The sequence below is a fragment of the Paenibacillus sp. sgz302191 genome (assembly GCF_057749925.1).
Genome location: NZ_JBYLHY010000028.1, coordinates 102,546 through 121,265, shown reverse-complemented (window position 1 = coordinate 121,265; position 18,720 = coordinate 102,546). Strand labels below are relative to the sequence as shown.

The following is an 18,720-nucleotide window of genomic DNA, read 5'->3' as shown; positions in this document are numbered from 1 at the left end:
TTGCAGGCAGGTTGCCTACGTGTTACTCACCCGTCCGCCGCTATCCCCGAAGGGACCGCTCGACTTGCATGTATTAGGCACGCCGCCAGCGTTCGTCCTGAGCCAGGATCAAACTCTCCAAAAAGGTACTACCTATTTGTTAAGCTGAATAGCTCAATTTCAAAGCTGACGAGATTTTGCAATCTCTTGTTTTGGTTGATTGCTCAACCTTGCTGATACTTCATTTATTTGTTCAGTTTTCAAGGAGCTTTATTGCTGTCATTTAAAGCGTTAATGCGTCGCTTACGTGGTGACAGGTATTTATACTACCAGCTTTTAAAACAAAATGCAAGCGTCTTTTTCTAACTTTTTTCATCCATTATCTTACACCTCGAAATACCGCGTCCCGCCTGCATTTCTATGCATTCGGACAACAAAGGTCCTGCCGGACGCTGCAGTCCGACAGGTTCTTCATATTTCATCCCCGGAGGAAGCCGGGAATCAGGCTTCGCCTAACAGCCGCAACAGCTCCTGCTCATCATCAATGATCCGGATGCCGAGATCCTGCGCTTTTGTCAGTTTGCTGCCTGCGCTTTCGCCGGCTACGACGATATCTGTTTTCTTCGATACGCTGCCTGTAATTTTCGCGCCGAGAGCTTCCAGCTTTTTAGCGGCTTCGTCCCGCCCCATGGTGCTTAACGTGCCTGTGAGCACAATCGTTTTGCCGAAAAACGGATTGTCCGGACTAGCCTCTGCGGCAGCCGGCTCTTCTGCCACGGGGCTAACCCCTGCAGCCAACATGCGCTGAATGCTGTCGATCATGACCGGATCCCGGAAAAACGTATAGATGCTTTCGGCAACAATCCCCCCTACGTCAGGGAGCGTAATAAGCTCCTCCGGCGTAGCCTCCAGCAGCTTGTCCAGGCTGCGGTAGTGGTCGGCCAGCACTTTGGTCGTCGTTTTGCCGGAGTTCGGAATGCCGAGCGAGTAAAGAAACGCGGCCAAATCGCGGGACTTGCTTTTTTCCAAAGCTTCCAGCAAATTTTTCGCCTTTTTCTCGCCGAACCGGTCCAGCTTGATGAGATCTTCGAATTGCAGGGAGTACAGATCCGCGGGATCGCGCACGCCAAGCTCTTGATGAAGCTGAGCGGCGGTCATTTCGCTGAAAGTCTCGATATCCATCGCATCGCGCGAGGCAAAATGCGTAATCCGCCCGATCAACTGCGGGCTGCAGCCCAGACGATTCAGGCAGAACAGATGCGCGCCGCGCATTTCCAGTTCGCTGCCGCAAGCCGGACAATGCGTAGGATACACGATTTCTTCGCCGTCGTTCTCCTCGGTCACTTTGCCGAGAATTTCCGGGATCACGTCATTCGACCTGCGGATATAAACGAGGCTGCCGAGGGCATGCTTCAAATTTTTGCGTTCGATGTCGCCGATGTTGTTCAGCGTGCAGTTTTGCACGGTAACGCCTGCCAAATCGACGGCTTCGACTCTCGCGAGCGGCGTGATTTTGCCTGTACGGCCGACTTCCCAGGAAACGCTCTGCAAAACCGTCGTCGCCTCTTCAGCCTCAAATTTGAATGCTATCGCCCAGCGCGGGAACTTCTCGGTGTAGCCGAGCACATCCCTCGTGCGCATGTCCGCAAGCTTAACGACGCCTCCGTCGATCAAAAAGTCAAAACCAAGCCGCTCTTCCGCAATCCGCTCCAGCTCGGCGGCAACATCTTCTATAGAATCAAAAAAACGCGTCCGATCGCTCACCTTAAAATGATTATCCTTCAAAAACTGCAGCATCTCGGCATGGTTTTGGAACTGGATCTGATCCGAATAGCCGACATTATAGAAGAAAGCGTTCAGCTTCCGCTCCGACGTTATTTTCGGATTCAGGTTGCGGAGTGCGCCTGCCGCTGCATTGCGGGCATTTTTGAGCGGCTCCGCGGCAGTCTTGTTATACTCCTCCAAAACGGAAAGGAACATCATGCCTTCGCCCTGTACTTCAAGCGTGCCTTGATCGTAGGGAATTTCGAGGGGAATCGACTTGATCGTCTTGATCTGCGCCAAAATGCCCTCGCCCACGACGCCGTTGCCGCGCGTAGAAGCCTGAACCAACTGCCCCTGCGAATAAGTCAGGTTCAACGTAAGTCCGTCAAACTTCAGTTCCACGACAAAAGAAGGGTCTGGCAGCGGCTGCTCCGGGTTTTTGCCGTTGTAGTCGGCGATCAGCTTCAGCACACGCGTATGCCAGGCCTGCAAATCCTCCGCGTTCTGCGCCTTATCCAGGCTCCACAAACGGGAAAGATGACGATGCGGCTCAAAGCCCTTGAGAATGTCGCCGCCGACCCGCTGCGTAGGGGAAGCAGGCAGGATCACTCCCGTTTCCCGCTCCAAAGCAACGAGCTTATCGTACAGCACGTCCCATTCTTTGTCGCTAATCGTCGGTTGATCCTGCGTGTAATAGCTGTGGTTATGCCGGTTAATTTCTTGAACGAGGGTTTTCATTGCCGCGATGGCATCTGTCATTACGGACTCTTCCTCTCTATATGAAAAAATTAGGTTTCCTTTTTGATCGGGGCAAACTTGGCCAACAGCCGCTTGAGGCCTACCGGCGCGGGAAAAGCGATTTGCAGCTCGGTGTCGTCACCCGAGCCTTTGACGGAAACGACGGTGCCGATGCCCCATTTGCCGTGCGACACTTTGTCGCCGGCTTTGTAGTCCGGCACCGGGCCGCCCGCGGCGGGGGGCACCGCCCGGAGCGCAGCCGGACGCGCGGCGGCTGCGGAAGTGCCCGGCGCCGCCGCGCCGGATGCCGTCCGGCCGAAGGCGGACGGCTGGCCCCACGCGGACGAGCCGGACGCCGTGCGGCTCGCCGTCCCGGCGGCGGCGCCGAAGCCGCCGCCGCTGCCGCCCCACGAGCTGCTGCGCGCAGCTCGGGAGAAGCCCCCGCCTCCGCCCATCGAGACGTTCTCAACGAGTTCCTGCGGAATCTCGGTGAGGAATCTCGATGGGGCGTTGGAGGCGGTGCGGCCAAAAAGCGTGCGCATGCGGGCGCACGTCAGGTACAGATCTTCCTCGGCGCGCGTAATGCCTACGTAGGCAAGGCGGCGTTCCTCTTCCAGCTCTTCGTCGTCCGTAAACGCACGGTTATGCGGGAAGACGCCTTCCTCCATCCCGATAATGAACACTACGGGGAACTCCAGACCTTTGGCGCTGTGCATCGTCATCAGCACGACAGCATCCTTTTCGTCCGCATCCTTGTCTTTGTCCATCGTATCGATATCGGCGATCAAGGCCAGATCGGTGAGGAAGGAAACAAGCGTTTTGTCGTCGTTGCGCTTCTCGAAGTCCATGGTCACGGACAGGAACTCGTCGATATTTTCGAGGCGGGCTTTGGATTCGATCGTATTTTCCCGCTGCAGCTCCAGCCGGTACTGGGTCATTTCCAGCATTTTCTCGGTCAGCTCGGTGACGGACAAATATTCGACCATCTGGCTCAAATTTCCGATCATCTCGCGGAAGTCGGCCAGCGCGTTTTTCGCTTTCGTATTGATCTCCAGCGCATCGATCTCGTCGATCATCGCGTACAGCGAAATGCCTCTGCGGCCCGCCATTTCGGCCACCTTGTCCATGGTCGTATCGCCGATGCCCCGCTTGGGCACGTTAACGATCCGCGACAGGCTGATGTCGTCGTCCGGATTGGAAATCAGGCGCAAATACGCGAGAATATCCTTGATCTCTTTACGATCATAGAATTTTACGCCGCCAACGATTGTATACGGGATATCGGATTTGATCAAAATTTCCTCGATCACCCGGGACTGGGCGTTCGTGCGGTACAGGATAGCGTGATTGGCAAACTTTTTGCCGCCCGAGCGGTTTTTGTTAATTTCATTCGTGACAAAATAACCCTCTTCATGCTCCGAATCGGCCTGGTACAGCTTGATCGTGCTGCCGCCCTCTTTGTCGGTCCACAAATTTTTCGGCTTGCGGCCGCTGTTGTTGGCGATAACTTTGTTCGCCGCCTGCAGGATGTTCGAGGTCGAGCGGTAATTTTGCTCCAGAAGAATCGCTGTCGCATTCGGGTAATCTTTTTCAAAATTGAGGATGTTCGAAATATCGGCCCCGCGCCACCGGTAAATCGACTGATCGCTGTCTCCTACCACGCAAATGCGCTTATGCTTGTCCGCCATCATCTGGCACAGCAAGTACTGGGCGCGGTTCGTATCCTGATACTCGTCAACGTGTATATATTGGAATTTGTTTTGATAGAAGTCCAACACTTCCGGAACTTCCTTGAACAGTTGAATCGTAGTCATGATCAAATCATCGAAGTCGAGAGAATTGTTGCTTTTGAGTTTTTTCTGATAAAGGGTGTAAATTTTAGCGGTGAGACCTTGAAAATAGTCCCCGATCTTGTTCTCATACTGCTGAGGGGTCACCAGTTCGTTCTTGGCGGCGCTGATTGCGGCCTGGAACGCTTTGGGCTCGAACTTTTTCGTATCGATGTTCAGCTCTTTGCAGCAAGTCTTGATGACGGAAAGCTGGTCGCCCGAATCCAAAATCGTAAAATTCGAAGTAAATCCGATTCTTGTAATATCTCTGCGAAGAATGCGCACACACATGGAGTGAAACGTGGACACCCATATGTCGCTGCCGGCTCCGCCGACCAGTTTGCCGACCCGCTCCTGCATCTCTCTTGCGGCTTTGTTCGTAAACGTGATCGCCAGAATGCTCCATGGGGCGGCCTTGCGCGTTCCGATCAAGTAAGCGATGCGGTGCGTCAGCACGCGGGTTTTGCCGCTTCCCGCTCCCGCCATGATCAAGAGGGGCCCGTCTATGGACTCTACCGCTTTGCGCTGCTGCGGGTTGAGCCTTTTGATCGCATCCAGAATGTTCACAGTCTCGTTCATAGCTTTACCTTCCTGTTCTATCGAAGTTCACGGTCTGAAGCGCCTGCTCCAGATCGCTGTAGATGATGTTGCCTACGACAATGGTATCCGCCGCTGCCGCCGCCTCGCGCGCTTTCTCCGCGCTGTCGATGCCGCCTCCGTACAATAGACGGGCTTGCTCCAGCACGCTCCGGGTGCGGCGCACCAGCTCCATATCGCCGAACTTTCCACTGTATTCCAAGTAAACGATGGGCATATGAAACAGTTTGTCGGCCATTCTGGCATAGGCGGTAACGTCTTTCCGATCAAGCTCCGTACGTGCGGAGGTGAGCTGCGCCGCGGTTGCCTCGCCGTTTAATATGATGTAGCCTTCCGTGACGATTTCGTCCCAGTTCAGGATCGCTCCGTATTCCTTAAGCGCATCGTGATGGTGGCCAACGATCCATTGCGGGTCGCCGGCATTCAGCGCCACAGGGATAAGAAACAAATCAAACCCGGGCACGATCGCCTCCCGATTCGATATTTCAAGCACGCACGGAACTTCATATTGGCGGACGCGGGCCAGCAGGTCAACGGTATTGTCAAAAGTAACGCCCGTAGAGCCGCCTACCATGATGGCGTCCGTACCGGACAAACAGAGCCTGTCCAGCGCTTCGTCCGAAATTTCCCGATCGGGGTCCAGCTTAAATACATGTCTCCACTTGCCTATATCGACGATCAAAAGTTTCCCTCCGGTTAGCGGCACTTATGCCATAATACCATCAGTCTATGCTACGCGAAAGGGCGTGTCAAATAGCGAAAGACGGGCTAAATGCCCGCCTTTTTAAGGAATCCGGTTCTATGCATGCTTACCGCTTATGAAGTGACTTTATCCGATCGTTTAGGAACATTAGTTCGCTTTGACAGTTTTTTTCTTTTCCGATCCTTCGTTACTTGACTTCAATGTTAAAAATTTTCTCGATGCTCAAATCGCTATGATCGTTTTGCTGCAGCATCAGCTTGATCTCATGCTTGCCTGTAGCCAGATTCGTAAGTTTGACGGGCGCGTCCGTACCCAGCATCGCTTTTTGCTTGCCGTCCACATATAAGTGGAGGTGGCCCTCTCCTTGTACATTTTGCTTACCCATATGGTCGGTTGACAAGGCTAAGTTGTTGACGGAATAGTTGATTGTAGCGTTGCGGCCGTCTTGAGAAATTTGCGCATCGATGGAAGGAGCGACGCCTGCATGCACGGCCTTTGCGATGCTGCCGTTTGAAGTTTGCGTTTGGCCGGTTGGCGCAGAGATTTTCGAGGTGAGCTCCTCCTCTTCTCCTTTGGAACTGCAAGCTGTCGTTAGCATGCCGAGCAATGCCAAGGAAGCTGCGCCGTAAATCCACGGTTTCTTCATCATCCCAACACCCTTTTCCCTTAAATTGGACATCCTTTGTATCTATATATGTGTGACAAGCAGGTTCCATACCATGATTATTGGAAAAGTTCGGGCCATTGCGGAAAAGCCTGTCCGGCAAGCACGCAAAAAACGCCTGAGTGCTTGAAAATCAAGCTCAAAGGCGCTTTTTGATAGTTCTCAGGCAAAAGTGCGCTTCACACCCGCCGACTAGGCTCCGCCTGTTTGGCTGCGGGCAGACATACTCGGCTGCTGGCCTTTTCCGGCTGTCCCGCCCGCTCCGGAAGCGGTCGCAGAACCGGCATAATAGCTGGGCTTGCCGGCTGCGCTGGAGCTGCCGCTCATGCCGTAATCGGATGCGGAATAGCCCTGGGCTTGCGCGAAGCCTTGCTCTTGTTGGCTGCCGTAGCCGCTATGCTGTTGCTGCGCATTTTGCGAAAGATGTTGAGTTTGCACCGCATTCGGGTAGGCGGCCGCATGGATTGTCTGAATGGGCTGAAAAGCTTGCTGCTGCGCGAGCATTTGATTGTGCTGCTGTTGCTGCTGCTGTCCGGCCATGAACTGGTGTTGCTGGTTTTGTTGGTTCTGTTGGTTCTGTTGGTTCTGTTGCTGCTGTTGGGAGCCGGCGTTGTTGAGAGCCTTGCTCAAATTTTGCTGAACGAAAGACTGCAGTTTAGCCGCCGATTGGCTTTGCTTTTGCAGTTCTTGCTGAAGCTGCTGCTGCTGTGCGGGCTGGACTTCGTAACCTCCCAGCTTTTGAATTTCCTGAAACACCTCAGCTTGATCCTGTAAAGTTTTATGCACCAGCGATTGGAAAGTTTGCCGAATTTGCGGATTCGACGCCTCCAGAGCCGCTGTCGTATATTCACGGGCTGTCCTTTTCAGTTCGGAGAGAACGAATTGGGCCAAATCCTGTTCTTGCAAATACACTTGCTGGCCCTGGCTTTGCTGCTGCTGAGCGCCAAAACCTTGCTGTTGATAAGGATTTTGTTGGAACACGTTTTCTGCACCTCCTGATTATGCGGGTTTAGTGAGTGATGCCGGCTTGCTGCTGAAGCGTGTTGATCAGCGTGCTGATGTTTTGCAGACGTTCCTGCGACAATTGGGACAGCGTTTGTTTCAAAGACTGGCTTTGGCATTCTACAGCCCCTTGCACGCAAAGCTTGGTAAGTAACTCTTCGTTCTTGAGCGAATCCGTTATGTACGCGAGTTCCTTGCCGGAAATGGCTTGGTTTCCTTGTTGATTTCCTTGATTGTACATAGTGATCGTGGCCCTCCTTTCCGTTGTTAGGTGTAGGATTCCCAATTTATTCCGCTTTATGTACGAACGCAAAAATACGCCGAATGATGAACACCGGCATAAAAAAGCTAAAGGAGCTTCTCCCTCTGTGGGGGAAACTCCCGGTTTATGACTTCTGCGTATGGGTTAGTTCGCCGCGTCGGCAGTGCCGAGCAAGCGCTCCAGCAAAGCAGCGACCTCAGCGCGGGTAATCGTTTGCTGCGGCGCGAAGTTTCCTTGGTCGTTGCCCTGAATCCAACCGTTTTGCACAGCGGTGGCTGCGTAAGGACGAAGCTCTGCCGGAATGCTGGCGGCATCTTTAAATCGTTCATTCAACAGCTTGTCCGCCGCGTCGGCATCCAACAGGCTCAAGGAGGTATTTTGCTTTAAAAGCACTTTGACCAGCGTGACGGCAACGTCCTGCCGTTTGGCCCCATCCGCCGGCTTGAAGCTCAGCTTGCCGCTGTCGTCTTTTTGCTCGTCAAAATAATCTTTGGTCGCTTCGATCGTTTTGAACGACCAGCGGCTTTGCGGCACATCGCTGAAATCGGCTGTGCCGGAAGCTGCATCTTGCGAGCTGCTCTCCAGGTTAAAGCTGCGCGCCACCATCGCCGCCAATTCCTCCCGCGTTACGGTAAAATCGGGATTAAAGCGCTTCTGATCATCGCCCTGCAAAATGCCCTTGCTCACCAGATGCTTGATGGATGCAGCCGCCCAATGCGAATCGATATCCGTCAACTGGACATCGGCAGAAGCGCTATTGCCCTGCTGCTTCTCGCCGCCGGCCGGTTTTTCGCCCTGAGAGGCCGGGCGTTCCCCTTGGCCACCCTGGCCGCCTTGCCCGCCCTGACCTTGGGGGCGGTCTCCGAAGCCTTTGCTCTCGATCTGCGTTTTCAAGCGATCGGACAAATCGGCAAGCTGTTTATCGGCTTGCTCTTGGGTTATGGTGCCGGCCGTCACCGCAGCCTGGATGGACGCCGTCATCGCCGTTGCGAGACGGCTCAGCAGTTCGTCCTCCGTCAGGCCGGCAGCGGATGCAGCTTCAACCAGAGTCTGCCCGTTCTTGAGAGACTCCATTAACGTTTGCTGCTCGACGCCAAGGATGGTCGCTGCCTCTTTCAAAAGATCGCCTCCCGGCATCCCCATTTGACCCGAGCCTTGTCCGGGGCCTTGTCCCGGCCCTTCAGGCCGTTTGCCGTCGGCGGACGCCGATGCGTCCGCAGTAACACCGGCAGCCGCCGTGTCCGACGAAGCGGCAAAAGCCGCCTGCTGCAAAATACCCGCAGAGCCGAGCAAGAAGGACGCAAGCAGGGTGCCGGTCAGAATGCGTTTGTTCAAAGATTTCATCACTTTATGCCACCTTTTCATTGGTTAGTTTTTCTTCCTAATGAAAAGAATAGCGGGTTTCGCTGAATTCTCTCTGAATGCCGCCTGAAAGATTGATGAGCATTTTCCTATAATTTCCTGAAGATATAGCGGTGGGCTTCTTTCTGCCGTTCGGACATCGAAGGGACGACATTCTGCCCCGGCGGTCCAACGGGGGGATACCGCGACCGCAGGTCTTGCTAAGATGAGCGCCCACGCTCGGGGAAAGACCCGGAATCGGGCAAACAGCTGCCCTAAAAGCTCGCGTAGGCTTCACTACGGGGCTAGCGCCTGAAAAACCTGCAAAAGTACAGGTTTTTGCACGTTGATTCGCCTGCAGCGAAAAATTCCTGCAAATGTGCAGGCTTTTAAGCTGCTGCGCGGGCTGAAGCCCATTTTTATAGGGAATTCCTGCACAATTGCAGGCATTTCCTCAAAATGAGCTTCATGCACAGAAAAAGCCTGCACTTTCGCAGGCTTTTAAGTTTGCCAAGCCGCTTCACGTACACATATGGCTGCACTCTAAAATCAAGCCCCCTCCGGCAGCCCTGAAAGTGTGTCGCGACTTTCTCGACACTCTGGCTTTTGCAGGTTCTTGCTCCAAGTCGCGCTTGCCACGATAAATTCCTGCAATTGTGCAGCAATGTGGTCGGCCGACCGCCGACATGCAGCGCAGCACCGCACGCTGGGTGCTGCACGCGGTGTTGCGCTGGGGCTCCGCAGGAAATTCCCGCACGATCCGCGCAGGTTTTCCTCCCGGCCTGGCCCGCCAAGCCGCCTCATGACTACTCCCCGTGCAAGCAGCTATCCGGGAAGAGGTCAGCGTCGGGAAGACCGGCTGCGCCGCTCCAGCAAAAAAAACGACTACCCTCCCGTATGGAGGTAGTCGTTTTGGGGTTATGGCGATGCAGTCCCCGCAGGTTTGCCGGCGTAGGCATCGGCCAATTTTTGCACATCTGCGGTGGTCAGCGCGTAGGACCACTCGCCGCCTTGTTTGGCCAGCCAAACTTGATCCTGGCTCAGCTTTCCTTCATAGACTTCCGTGGTGTCCTTGCCATCGGCAGTCAGGCCGAGCTCCACTTTAAGTTCGCCGCCTGCCGTCGGCTGTGACGCCGCAGGCTGCGGAAGCTGCGCCGTATGCAGGAAGGTCAGCTGATTGAGCAGCGGACTGGCGTCCGCCCCTTTCAGCTCCTTGTCTCCCAGCTTCCAGTTCGCCTCCGTAGTAACCTTGTCCTTGTCGGTCTTCGTCAGCGTCCACGTCTGGCCTTTCCACGTCAGCTTGACGCTCTGCACCTTGTCGTTGTCGAACAGAATCGGACTCGTCTCGGCGAAATCCAGAGGAGCCTTGTTGAGCTGCGACAGCGACTGGTCGCTAACCTGATAAACAGCCGGTGAATTCTCCGTTTTCACGTAAGAATACCCTTGGATCGGAAGCGCCGCCCCGACTTGCAGCCCTTTTTTGGAACCGTCCTTCATCGTCACTTCATACACTTGAGACGGCTGATCCAGTCCGTACTTGGACAAATCCGCGGCGTTGTCTTCGACTGCTTTTTCCTGGCTGACCAGCCCGAACGCATCAAGCCAGCTGTTCACCAGGTTCGTGTTCAGCGGCACTGCGGACGGTTTCGACATAGCCCAGCCGCTGTCTTTGCGGCTCAATTCGATCTGCTGCTGCGCCGTATGCAAACTTAAGGATTGCACCTGCTCTTGCTGAATCGAAACGAGGGCTTTCGGTTCTTCTTTCTTCTCTCGAAAGAAGTCTTTGCTCGAAGCGTACCAAAACGCTCCGATGCAAACGACGACTAACAGAATCGTAGGAATAAACCTTTTCATCCCCGTCTCCTCCTCCACCAAATGAGGCCCCCGATGACCAGGAACAGAATCGGCAGGAACACTACCGTCGTCAGGAAAATCGTATTCGCCTGGCTGGCCGTAATGACGGCTTGCTGAATGGCTGCCCCTTCACGCGGGCGGATTGTAACCTGCTCTTTTTGCTCTTGGAGCCAGCCGATGCTGTTCAAAGCAAAGTCTTTGTTGCCCTGATTTTGAATATCCTGGTCAAGCAGGAACGTGGAACCGCCCAGAATGACTGCCTTCGGCTTGTTATCCTTGCTCGCGATCGCGTAACCGAGGTTCAGAGGGCCTTTCACGTCATTCGCATCCTGCTTCGTCTTGGACTGGGTCAGCAGATTAATGTCCGTTTCCCCGTAAGCTTTGTCCGTCGTTTTGAGCAGCAGCGATCTCGTCCAGTTCGTATTGCTTTCATCCGAGTTCAGCGCAATCGCGAGCGACATGATCGTCACCAGATTGTAGCTGGACAATTTGTTCGTAATATCGTGGGAACCGTACTCTGGAATAATGGTAAGCGGATCGAACAAAGAAGTTTGCTTCGTTTCAATCGCCACCGCATGCTGATCCTGAACGCCGAACGTATTCATGATGGAATCGATATTTTTCCATTTCGTCGCCATGTCCTTGTTAAAGCCCAGGGCAATATAAATTTTGCCTTTATCTTTCAAATAGGCGTTAATCAGCTCGGTTTCCTTATCGTTCAAATCCGTTTGAGGCCCGAGCAGCAGCAGCATTTGCGCGTCATCGGGAATTTTGCCTTCGCGGTAGAGGTTAAGGTCCTTCACATCGTAATTTTCACCCTGCAAGCTGCTGCTGAGCACGCTCATGGCGGTAAGAGGGTATTCCTGGTGGCCGGACAGCACGTAGACGGTATGCTTTTCCGTGGAGGTCAGGCTGTTGATGGCCTGCGTAAATTTTTCCTCCCCGCTGAACGTATACGAGCCATCCTGCTGACCGTTGAACATTTCGTAAAAGTTGATATTTTTCTTCTTGTCACCGATCTCGAACACAAGCGTTCCGCTCTGATCGACGCCGTACTGCTTCGCCATGGAAGGCTGCTTCAGCATGTCGTATTGGTCGAAAGTGATTTTGCTCGTCTGTTTTTTGTACTCTTCCGCCAAATCCGTAACCTGCTTCGTGAGAAAATCATCCGCACTTTGCTGGCCGGAATTCGTGAAGGCGATGATGTGTATGTCCTGCTTCAAATTTTTCAGCGTGTTCACAGTCTGGTCGGAGAGCGTGAAGCTTTTATTTTTCGTCAAGTCAATCTGGAAGCCTTTGAGCGAATGAAGAAAAATCGTCAGAATGATGAAAATGCCGATAACGGCGATTGACAAAATAGTCGCATTGGTACCCCGTATCCACTTGTTCACCCTTCTCACCTCCAGCGCTTTCTTTCGAGTACTTGTATGCTAAGCACGATAAACACCGCTGCCAGCGTGATGTAGAACAGAATGTCTCCGCCGTGCAAAACGCCCTTTTGCAAATTCGCCATATGGCTGGTCAGCGAAAATTGACCGACCCACTCCTTCAGCTTGCCGCCAAAGCTGTCGCCCAGCCAATCCAGCAGCCACAGCAGCAGCAAAATGACGAATCCGGCGATGCCGCCCACCATCTGATTGTTCGTCAGACTGGACGCAAACAAGCCGACGGCCATCATCGCGCAGCCAAGCAAAAACATGCTGAGATACGACAGCCATAAAATCGGTTTGTCGAGAGTCCCGAATGCCGACATGATGAGCGGATAAATCAGGCTGATGGCAACCAGACCTAATTGTACGACCAATGCCGACAAATATTTGCCGAAAACAATTTCCCCGATCCCGGCCGGCGAAGTCAATAACAGCTCATCCGTCCCTTGACGGAACTCATCGGCTACGAGCCGCATCGTCAAAAGCGGGATGATGAACAGGTAGATAAAAGTAGTGTTGCCGACCACGTAACGAGCATCGACAATCGGCGGCTGTCCGGCGACAAAATTGACGTAGAAGAAAAAGCTCGACAGCACCACATAAAATGCGAACGCCACGTACGCAACGGGCGAATAAAAATACATTTGCAGCTCCTTGGAGCAAATCGCCCATACTCTACGCATCGGCGGCCACCTCCTCTTCGCCATCGTGAGCCGAATCCTGCGCTGCCGGCTCGTCGGTCGTCAGCTTGAGGAAGATGTCCTCCAGGCTCAAGCTTTCCCGCTTCATTTCCAAAATCGGGTAGCCCGCCTCGGCCAGACGGAAGAACAGCGCTTCCCGAATATCGGACCGGTCTGCGGACGTCACGAGCAGCTTCACGGATTCGGAAGCCTCCATGCCGGATACGGCGGACTCGTCCGACACGTCTTCCGCGCCGCCGAGCTCCTTCACGCCGGCCACGGCTTCCAGGCCGCTCAGCTCGGCAATGATCCGCTCGCGCGGGCCCTTGACCTCGAGCGATACCTCGAACGTCTCGCCCATCGTGCGGCCGAGATTTTCCGGACGCTCGTCGAGCACGACGCGTCCCGCGTTAATGATCAGCACGCGGTTGCACAGCGTGTTGATTTCAGGCAAAATGTGCGTGCTCAGCAGCACCGTATGATTCTCGCCCAGCTCGCGGATGAGCTGGCGGATCTCGATGATCTGCTTCGGATCGAGCCCTGACGTGGGCTCGTCCAGAATAAGCAGATCCGGCTTGTGCAGAATCGCCTGCGCGAGCCCCAGGCGCTGTTTGTAGCCCTTGGACAAGCCGCGGATGACCTGCTTCTCGCGTCCTTGCAATCCGAGCTTCTCTATAGCTTCGCCCACGCGCAGCTTTTGCTCCCGGACAGGCACATCGCGAAGGTTCGCGATAAATTTCAAGTAAGACTGCACCGTCATCTCCGGATACAGCGGCGGGGTCTCCGGCAAATAGCCGATCTTCCGGCGGGCCTTTTTCGGGTGATCCGCCATCGAAAACCCGTCCACAAGTATTTGCCCGCGCGTCGGGTTGACATATCCTGTAATCATTCGCATTGTTGTAGTTTTACCGGCGCCGTTCGGCCCGAGAAAGCCGACGATTTCACCGCGCTGCATCGAAAAATCGATGTTATGCACGCCGCGCTGGTTCTCATAGAGCTTGCTGACCTGTTTGACCTCAAGCATGAATGACCCTCCATTTCATACACTCGTTCATAGAAACCCTCATCACTATACCTTTGCAACAATAAGCCAACCTTAAGCCAATCTGAAAATTAGATTAAAAAATTGTGTCTAAAATGTGAAAAAAGTTAGGAATTTGAGGGATATACTCCCATCATGCCCAATCCATGGCATCTTGAAAAGTGACCGGACATATTTCCGCCTAAATGTATGGAGGATGTCCGATCGCAATATTGGCTTGAATGCAGCAGGTCCATGCAAACGAAAAAAAGAGCTGCCCCAGCAGCTCTCATTGTTAAAGTGGCAGCCCGCAAAATCTGCGATTGTCAGACCGCCCGAGAAAGTCGCGGCACTATCTTGAGAATAATGCGCGTTATGGGTGCAGCCCGGCGGCATGGGTGGGCTTTGTTAAGGCTGCCGGAAGTGGAGCTAATTGGGAGCGCAGCCATTCGCAACGTGGCTTAGCAAGCTGAAAAACCTGCGAAAGTGCAGGCTTTTTCCGCGAAAGCAGCTCGTTTTGACGAAAAGCCTGCAATTGTGCAGGAATTTCCGGTTAAAACGGGTCTAAGGCCGGGTGAGCGATGAAAAGCCTGCACTTTCGCAGGAATTTTTCGTTACCGGCGTATTCACGAGCAAAAAACTGCACTTTTGCAGGTTTTCTCCAAGTTTCGCAAGTCTTCTTCAAGTTGCCGAGCAGATATGTGCTGTCTCCTAACGTAAATGGAAGCTCCCCTCATAAAATGAATCTAAGGGCAAATCCATTGGACTTTCTCTACAGCCTGGATTGGGTAGGAATTTACCGTGAAAGTGGCTAGTTTTGGTGAAAAGTCTGAGATTGGGCAGGAAGTTTCCGTAAAAGTAGCTCGTTTCAGCGAAAAACCTGCGAAAGTGCAGGCTTTTTCCGCGAAAGTAGCTCGTTTTGACGAAAAGCCTGCAATTGTGCAGGAATTTCCGGTTAAAACGGGTCTAAGGCCGGGTGAGCGATGAAAAGCCTGCACTTTCGCAGGAATTTTTCGTTACCGGCGTATTCACGAGCAAAAAACTGCACTTTTGCAGGTTTTCTCCAAGTTTCGCAAGTCTTGTCCAAGTTGCCGAGCAGATATGTGTTGTCTCCTAACGTGCGGGTTTGCAGTAGTCTGACTTTTGCGGGTTTTCTACGCTTTTGCAGGTTTCCTGCCTCCTGCCTCTGCGTGCCGGCGGACGGGTATACCGATCAGGTCTTTCGACAGTCCCCGGGCGTCTTACGTATCCCGTTCGTCGTCCGGATCGTCGAATAAATGGCGCAGCATCGCATGCCTGTTTTCCAGAAAACGCCGGGTAATCTGGTAATGATCGGTATCCTCATAAGCGATTTGCGAAATCGGATCGCCGTCGAAATTTATAATTTGCGCGCCCGGGTATCCCATCAATATGGGCGAATGGGTCGCGATAATAAATTGCGAATCCCCGGATAAATCCTTGATTACTCTGAGCAAAGACAACTGCCTTGCCGGCGATAGCGCCGCCTCGGGCTCGTCTAACAAATAGATCCCTTTGCCTCTAAACCGGTTGTTGAACAAACTGAGAAACGATTCTCCGTGAGACTGGCTGTGGAGGGAGCGGCCTCCGTACGATTCGTACCTCCCGATTTGATCGATGTGGGTAGCAAACTCGTAAAACGACTCCGCCCTCAGGAAAAATCCGTTTGTTACTTTGGGGAACCAGGACAACCTCACGTAATTGCCCAATGCCGCCTCGGAGGATTCCACATGATAGGCGTTGTTCCGTCCCCCGCCGGCAGTATTGAATCCGCATTGATACGCGATTGCCTCAAGCAATGTCGATTTGCCAGAGCCGTTTTCGCCCACAAAAAATGTGACATTGCTTGAAAACTCAATGGATTCCAATCTTTTTATCAATGGCAAAGAGAACGGATACTCCTGGAAATGAACCATTTTTTCCTTTAGAATGGTCAAGCTTTTTAAAGACATTGCATTCTCCTCCATGCGGTCGACCGCACGCCGGGAGATGCATGCGGTGCGAAACGCCAAACCATGCCTTCATTATGATAGAGAGTTCCCCGCAGTCTATACGACTCTTTATTTTACCAGTTGCCCCCGCGTAACTCCCAGTTGGTTGGTAGCTTTCAGCGTTTTCCACACCTGGGTGCCGCTAATTTGCCCGCTGATCGCACGGCGGTACAAGGAAATCACTTCTTTCACCTTGTCCGGCGTCTCCTCCAAAAATTCAACCCGGAAAGTACGCACGCCCAGATCCATAAAATGGCTCAAATACTCCGCCCCGGATTGATCGATCGCATTGTACACGGTGTTGCGGCAGCCTTCGTCCACCCGAACCGGATGAGACATGCCGACGCGGTCCTGCAGCGATACGCTGTGCTCCTCGCATGGACGGCCGCAGTTCGTATAGTTCGTTCCCTCGCTCAGGAACGTGCAGTACACGCAGTGCTCCGTATGGAACATCGGCATATGCTGATGAATGACTACCTCCAGCTTGGACGTATCCGTGCGGCGCAGCAGATCGACCATTTGCTGGATGTTCAAGTCGTAAGAAGGCGTCACCTTGGAAAGCCCCGCTTCCAGGAACAGCGCAGCCGTCTTGTGATTAGCCACATTGAGCGAGAAATCCCCGATCAGCTGCGGATGCGGACCGTTCGCGCGCTCCCGCTGTTGTTTCAGGAAATAATATACAGCGCCGGTATTGCGAACCAGTACGGCATCCGGAGCAAGTTTCAATATATTGTTAAAATATCCCGTCTCCCCGGGCATATGAATACGCGGTGTTACAAGAGCTATTTTGCGCCCCGAAGCATGAACGGCTTCGACCGCAGCCGGAAACTGCTTGATGAACTCAAAATCCGCGTAAATGAAATTCACGTCGGTTTCAAGCACGGCCTTGACCTGCTCCAGATTGCGGCACAGCGCAGTCAGTTCCACTTGCGTGCGGTCCACGGCTTGCCCGGACGCAGCAGGCGCGGCAGGCGCGGCACCTGCTGCCCCCGCGGCGAGCACATCGCTGTAGACGCCGATGTGCCGCTTTTGATACGAACGCGGCTTCTGGCGCTCGTCTTCCAGCAGTTCGACAGCTTGCCTGCGCATGCTGTTGAGCTCCCTCATCGGCACGATCAGCTCGCCGTTCAGCGACAGGTCCAGCTGGGCAAGCTCGTAGATCGTGCCCCCGAGCCGGCCGAACTGCTCCTGAAAGAGCGCTTCGTCCATCGGCCGTTTTTCCGCGCGTACGAGCGGAAGCTCGGATTGGACAAAGACGGTATGGCCGCCGCGGACGTCCGTCCACCAGCTTTTCAGCGGCTCGCCTTCGGCGCCGGTGACGGTGACGCTGACCGGGAACGTCCGGTAAGGCTTGTCGGTCTCGAACGTTTGGCGCAGCCGCTTGTCCAAATGCGGATCGTTCGTCTTCCAGATGCGGTCCCCGACGTGCAGCCTGCCCAAATTCACATCATTCCGCCCCGGAATGATTTCGATCAGGCCGCCCTCGGCCTCGCCTTCGAGCTTCACGCCCTTGCGGCGCAGGTCGTACACGCGGCCGCCTTCCTCCTTCTTCGTCGGGTCCCCCGCGTCGAAGACGATGCCGTCGCCGCGCTTGAGCGGCGCCTCCAGCTCGCAAATCACCCCGTCGCGCAAAATCTGCTTGACGCGGCCCACAAACACACCGCGGCTCTTCGGATACGTCCCCTCGACGAGCTGCTTGTTGTTCGTCCCCTGCAGGAAGCCGAACGTGAACCCGCGCGAGAAGCTTTGCTCCAGCTCGCGCAGCTCTTCCTTCGTCGGGCGAGGGTTCTCGCCGTCGAAATAGCGGTCGATCGCGCGGCGGTACTTGCTCACGACGTTGGCGACATACTCGGGGCTTTTCAACCGGCCCTCGATCTTGAAGGACGTCACGCCGGCCTCAATCAGCTCCGGCACCAGCTCCAGCGCCGCCAAATCTTTGGGCGACAGCAAATAGGCGATGTCACCCATCGGCTTTTGCACGCCGTCGACCATCAAATCGTACGGCAGCCGGCACGCCTGCGCGCACTCTCCGCGGTTCGCCGAGCGGCCGCCCCACATTTCCGAGGTCAGGCATTGCCCCGAATAGGACACGCACAGCGCCCCGTGCACGAACACTTCCATCGGCAGCTTGGCCTGATCTCCGATTTGCTTAATCTGCTTCAGGTTGTTTTCGCGCCCGAGCACCACCCGTTCGATATCGAACGGCTTCGTAAACTCGACCGCCTCCGGCGAGGTGATCGTCATCTGCGTGGAGCCGTGAATCGGGAAATCCGGCGAAATTTCGCGAATCATTTTCACAAGACCGAGATCCTGCACAATGACCGCATCGACGCCCGCATCGACACAAGCGTCGATCAACTGCTTTGCCTCATCCAGCTCCTCCTCGAAAACGAGGATGTTGAACGTGAGGAAACCTTTGACTCCATATAGATGAAGAAACGACATAATCTCCGGCAGTTCGTCCATCGTAAAATTGTGCGCGCGCGCCCGGGCATTAAATTTTTCGACACCGAAAAATACGGCATCGGCTCCGTTAGCCACAGCGGCTCTCAGGCAATCCCAATCTCCGGCCGGAGCCAGCAATTCTATATCTTCTCTGCGTAACGTACGCATGGCAGCAAATCCTTTCGCAAATAACATTTCTATATTTATTCTTTAGTGTAACAGAAAGAGAGGGAGGGAATCCATAGAGGGAGCTTGGAAAGAACCCGCCAGGCGAATTCGGGCACGCGCCCCTTTCCGGACAAGCCGGTCTTCCCTCCCGGGGAGGCTTTGCACAAGTTAACAAACCCCGGAGTAAATGCTATAATGGCAAGGATAGTTACCACTACAGCAATTGAGGGATAC

Annotated in this window: 14 protein-coding genes and 1 rRNA gene; 1 reads left to right on the top strand and 14 read right to left on the bottom strand. The window is 54.1% G+C overall.

What is annotated here, in order from left to right; all coding sequences use genetic code 11:
- The 12 genes from AC3G2T_RS30250 to AC3G2T_RS30195 form a co-directional block, all read right to left on the bottom strand.
- Positions 1–124 (bottom strand): 16S ribosomal RNA (locus AC3G2T_RS30250); the annotation flags it as partial.
- A gap of 356 nt (positions 125–480) precedes the next feature.
- Complete coding sequence (gene ligA, locus AC3G2T_RS30245) at positions 481–2,502, bottom strand: NAD-dependent DNA ligase LigA (protein ID WP_488437849.1); 2,022 nt, start codon at positions 2,500–2,502, stop codon at positions 481–483.
- Between the two features lie 29 nt (positions 2,503–2,531).
- On the bottom strand, positions 2,532–4,889 hold the full coding sequence (pcrA, locus tag AC3G2T_RS30240) for a DNA helicase PcrA (protein ID WP_488437848.1): 2,358 nt from the start codon (positions 4,887–4,889) through the stop codon (positions 2,532–2,534).
- A 4-nt stretch (positions 4,890–4,893) separates the two neighbouring features.
- Positions 4,894–5,589 (bottom strand): heptaprenylglyceryl phosphate synthase, encoded by a 696-nt coding sequence (gene pcrB / locus AC3G2T_RS30235; protein WP_488437847.1) that lies wholly within the window; start codon positions 5,587–5,589, stop codon positions 4,894–4,896.
- A gap of 208 nt (positions 5,590–5,797) precedes the next feature.
- Positions 5,798–6,259 (bottom strand): hypothetical protein, encoded by a 462-nt coding sequence (locus tag AC3G2T_RS30230; protein ID WP_488437846.1) that lies wholly within the window; start codon positions 6,257–6,259, stop codon positions 5,798–5,800.
- 207 nt (positions 6,260–6,466) lie between these two features.
- Positions 6,467–7,255 carry a spore coat protein gene (locus AC3G2T_RS30225; protein WP_488437845.1) on the bottom strand — a complete coding sequence of 263 codons (789 nt, stop codon included), beginning with the start codon at positions 7,253–7,255 and terminating at the stop codon, positions 6,467–6,469.
- 28 nt (positions 7,256–7,283) lie between these two features.
- Positions 7,284–7,517, bottom strand: a complete 234-nt coding sequence (locus AC3G2T_RS30220; protein ID WP_474684267.1) for a hypothetical protein — start codon at positions 7,515–7,517, stop codon at positions 7,284–7,286.
- 165 nt (positions 7,518–7,682) lie between these two features.
- Positions 7,683–8,882 (bottom strand): S-layer homology domain-containing protein, encoded by a 1,200-nt coding sequence (locus tag AC3G2T_RS30215; protein ID WP_488437844.1) that lies wholly within the window; start codon positions 8,880–8,882, stop codon positions 7,683–7,685.
- Positions 8,883–9,797: 915 nt separating this feature from the next.
- A complete protein-coding gene (locus tag AC3G2T_RS30210; RefSeq protein ID WP_474684269.1) occupies positions 9,798–10,733 on the bottom strand; it encodes a DUF4340 domain-containing protein in 936 nt (311 codons plus the stop codon).
- The gene (locus tag AC3G2T_RS30205; RefSeq protein WP_474684270.1) at positions 10,730–12,124 is read right to left on the bottom strand and encodes a GldG family protein; all 1,395 of its coding nucleotides are present in this window, start codon (positions 12,122–12,124) and stop codon (positions 10,730–10,732) included. Before AC3G2T_RS30205 ends, AC3G2T_RS30210 begins: the two co-directional genes overlap by 4 nt.
- Positions 12,125–12,129: 5 nt before the next feature.
- Positions 12,130–12,846: an ABC transporter permease subunit gene (locus AC3G2T_RS30200; protein WP_474684271.1), complete on the bottom strand. Its 717-nt coding sequence runs from the start codon at positions 12,844–12,846 to the stop codon at positions 12,130–12,132.
- Positions 12,839–13,867 carry an ABC transporter ATP-binding protein gene (locus tag AC3G2T_RS30195; protein ID WP_474684272.1) on the bottom strand — a complete coding sequence of 343 codons (1,029 nt, stop codon included), beginning with the start codon at positions 13,865–13,867 and terminating at the stop codon, positions 12,839–12,841. Before AC3G2T_RS30195 ends, AC3G2T_RS30200 begins: the two co-directional genes overlap by 8 nt.
- A 798-nt stretch (positions 13,868–14,665) precedes the next feature.
- On the opposite strand from AC3G2T_RS30195, the gene AC3G2T_RS30190 reads away from it, so the two are divergent.
- Positions 14,666–14,851, top strand: coding sequence for a hypothetical protein (locus AC3G2T_RS30190; RefSeq protein WP_474684273.1), 186 nt, complete (start codon positions 14,666–14,668; stop codon positions 14,849–14,851).
- 254 nt (positions 14,852–15,105) lie between these two features.
- On the opposite strand, the gene AC3G2T_RS30185 is transcribed toward AC3G2T_RS30190, so the two are convergent.
- Both AC3G2T_RS30185 and AC3G2T_RS30180 read right to left on the bottom strand, forming a co-directional pair.
- Entirely contained in the window at positions 15,106–15,834 is a 729-nt protein-coding gene (locus AC3G2T_RS30185; protein WP_474684274.1) for an AAA family ATPase, read from the bottom strand.
- A gap of 108 nt (positions 15,835–15,942) precedes the next feature.
- A complete protein-coding gene (locus AC3G2T_RS30180) occupies positions 15,943–18,486 on the bottom strand; it encodes a U32 family peptidase (RefSeq protein WP_474684275.1) in 2,544 nt (847 codons plus the stop codon).
- Between the last annotated feature and the right edge of the window lie 234 nt (positions 18,487–18,720).

Coding starts and splice junctions, on each gene's coding strand:
- AC3G2T_RS30185 (WP_474684274.1), bottom strand. CDS start 15,834: ATGTCTTTAAAAAGCTTGACCATTCTAAAGGAAAAAATGGTTCATTTC.
- AC3G2T_RS30220 (WP_474684267.1), bottom strand. CDS start 7,517: ATGTACAATCAAGGAAATCAACAAGGAAACCAAGCCATTTCCGGCAAG.
- AC3G2T_RS30195 (WP_474684272.1), bottom strand. CDS start 13,867: ATGCTTGAGGTCAAACAGGTCAGCAAGCTCTATGAGAACCAGCGCGGC.
- ligA (WP_488437849.1), bottom strand. CDS start 2,502: ATGACAGATGCCATCGCGGCAATGAAAACCCTCGTTCAAGAAATTAAC.
- AC3G2T_RS30230 (WP_488437846.1), bottom strand. CDS start 6,259: ATGATGAAGAAACCGTGGATTTACGGCGCAGCTTCCTTGGCATTGCTC.
- AC3G2T_RS30215 (WP_488437844.1), bottom strand. CDS start 8,882: ATGAAATCTTTGAACAAACGCATTCTGACCGGCACCCTGCTTGCGTCC.
- AC3G2T_RS30200 (WP_474684271.1), bottom strand. CDS start 12,846: ATGCGTAGAGTATGGGCGATTTGCTCCAAGGAGCTGCAAATGTATTTT.
- AC3G2T_RS30180 (WP_474684275.1), bottom strand. CDS start 18,486: ATGCGTACGTTACGCAGAGAAGATATAGAATTGCTGGCTCCGGCCGGA.
- AC3G2T_RS30210 (WP_474684269.1), bottom strand. CDS start 10,733: ATGAAAAGGTTTATTCCTACGATTCTGTTAGTCGTCGTTTGCATCGGA.
- pcrA (WP_488437848.1), bottom strand. CDS start 4,889: ATGAACGAGACTGTGAACATTCTGGATGCGATCAAAAGGCTCAACCCG.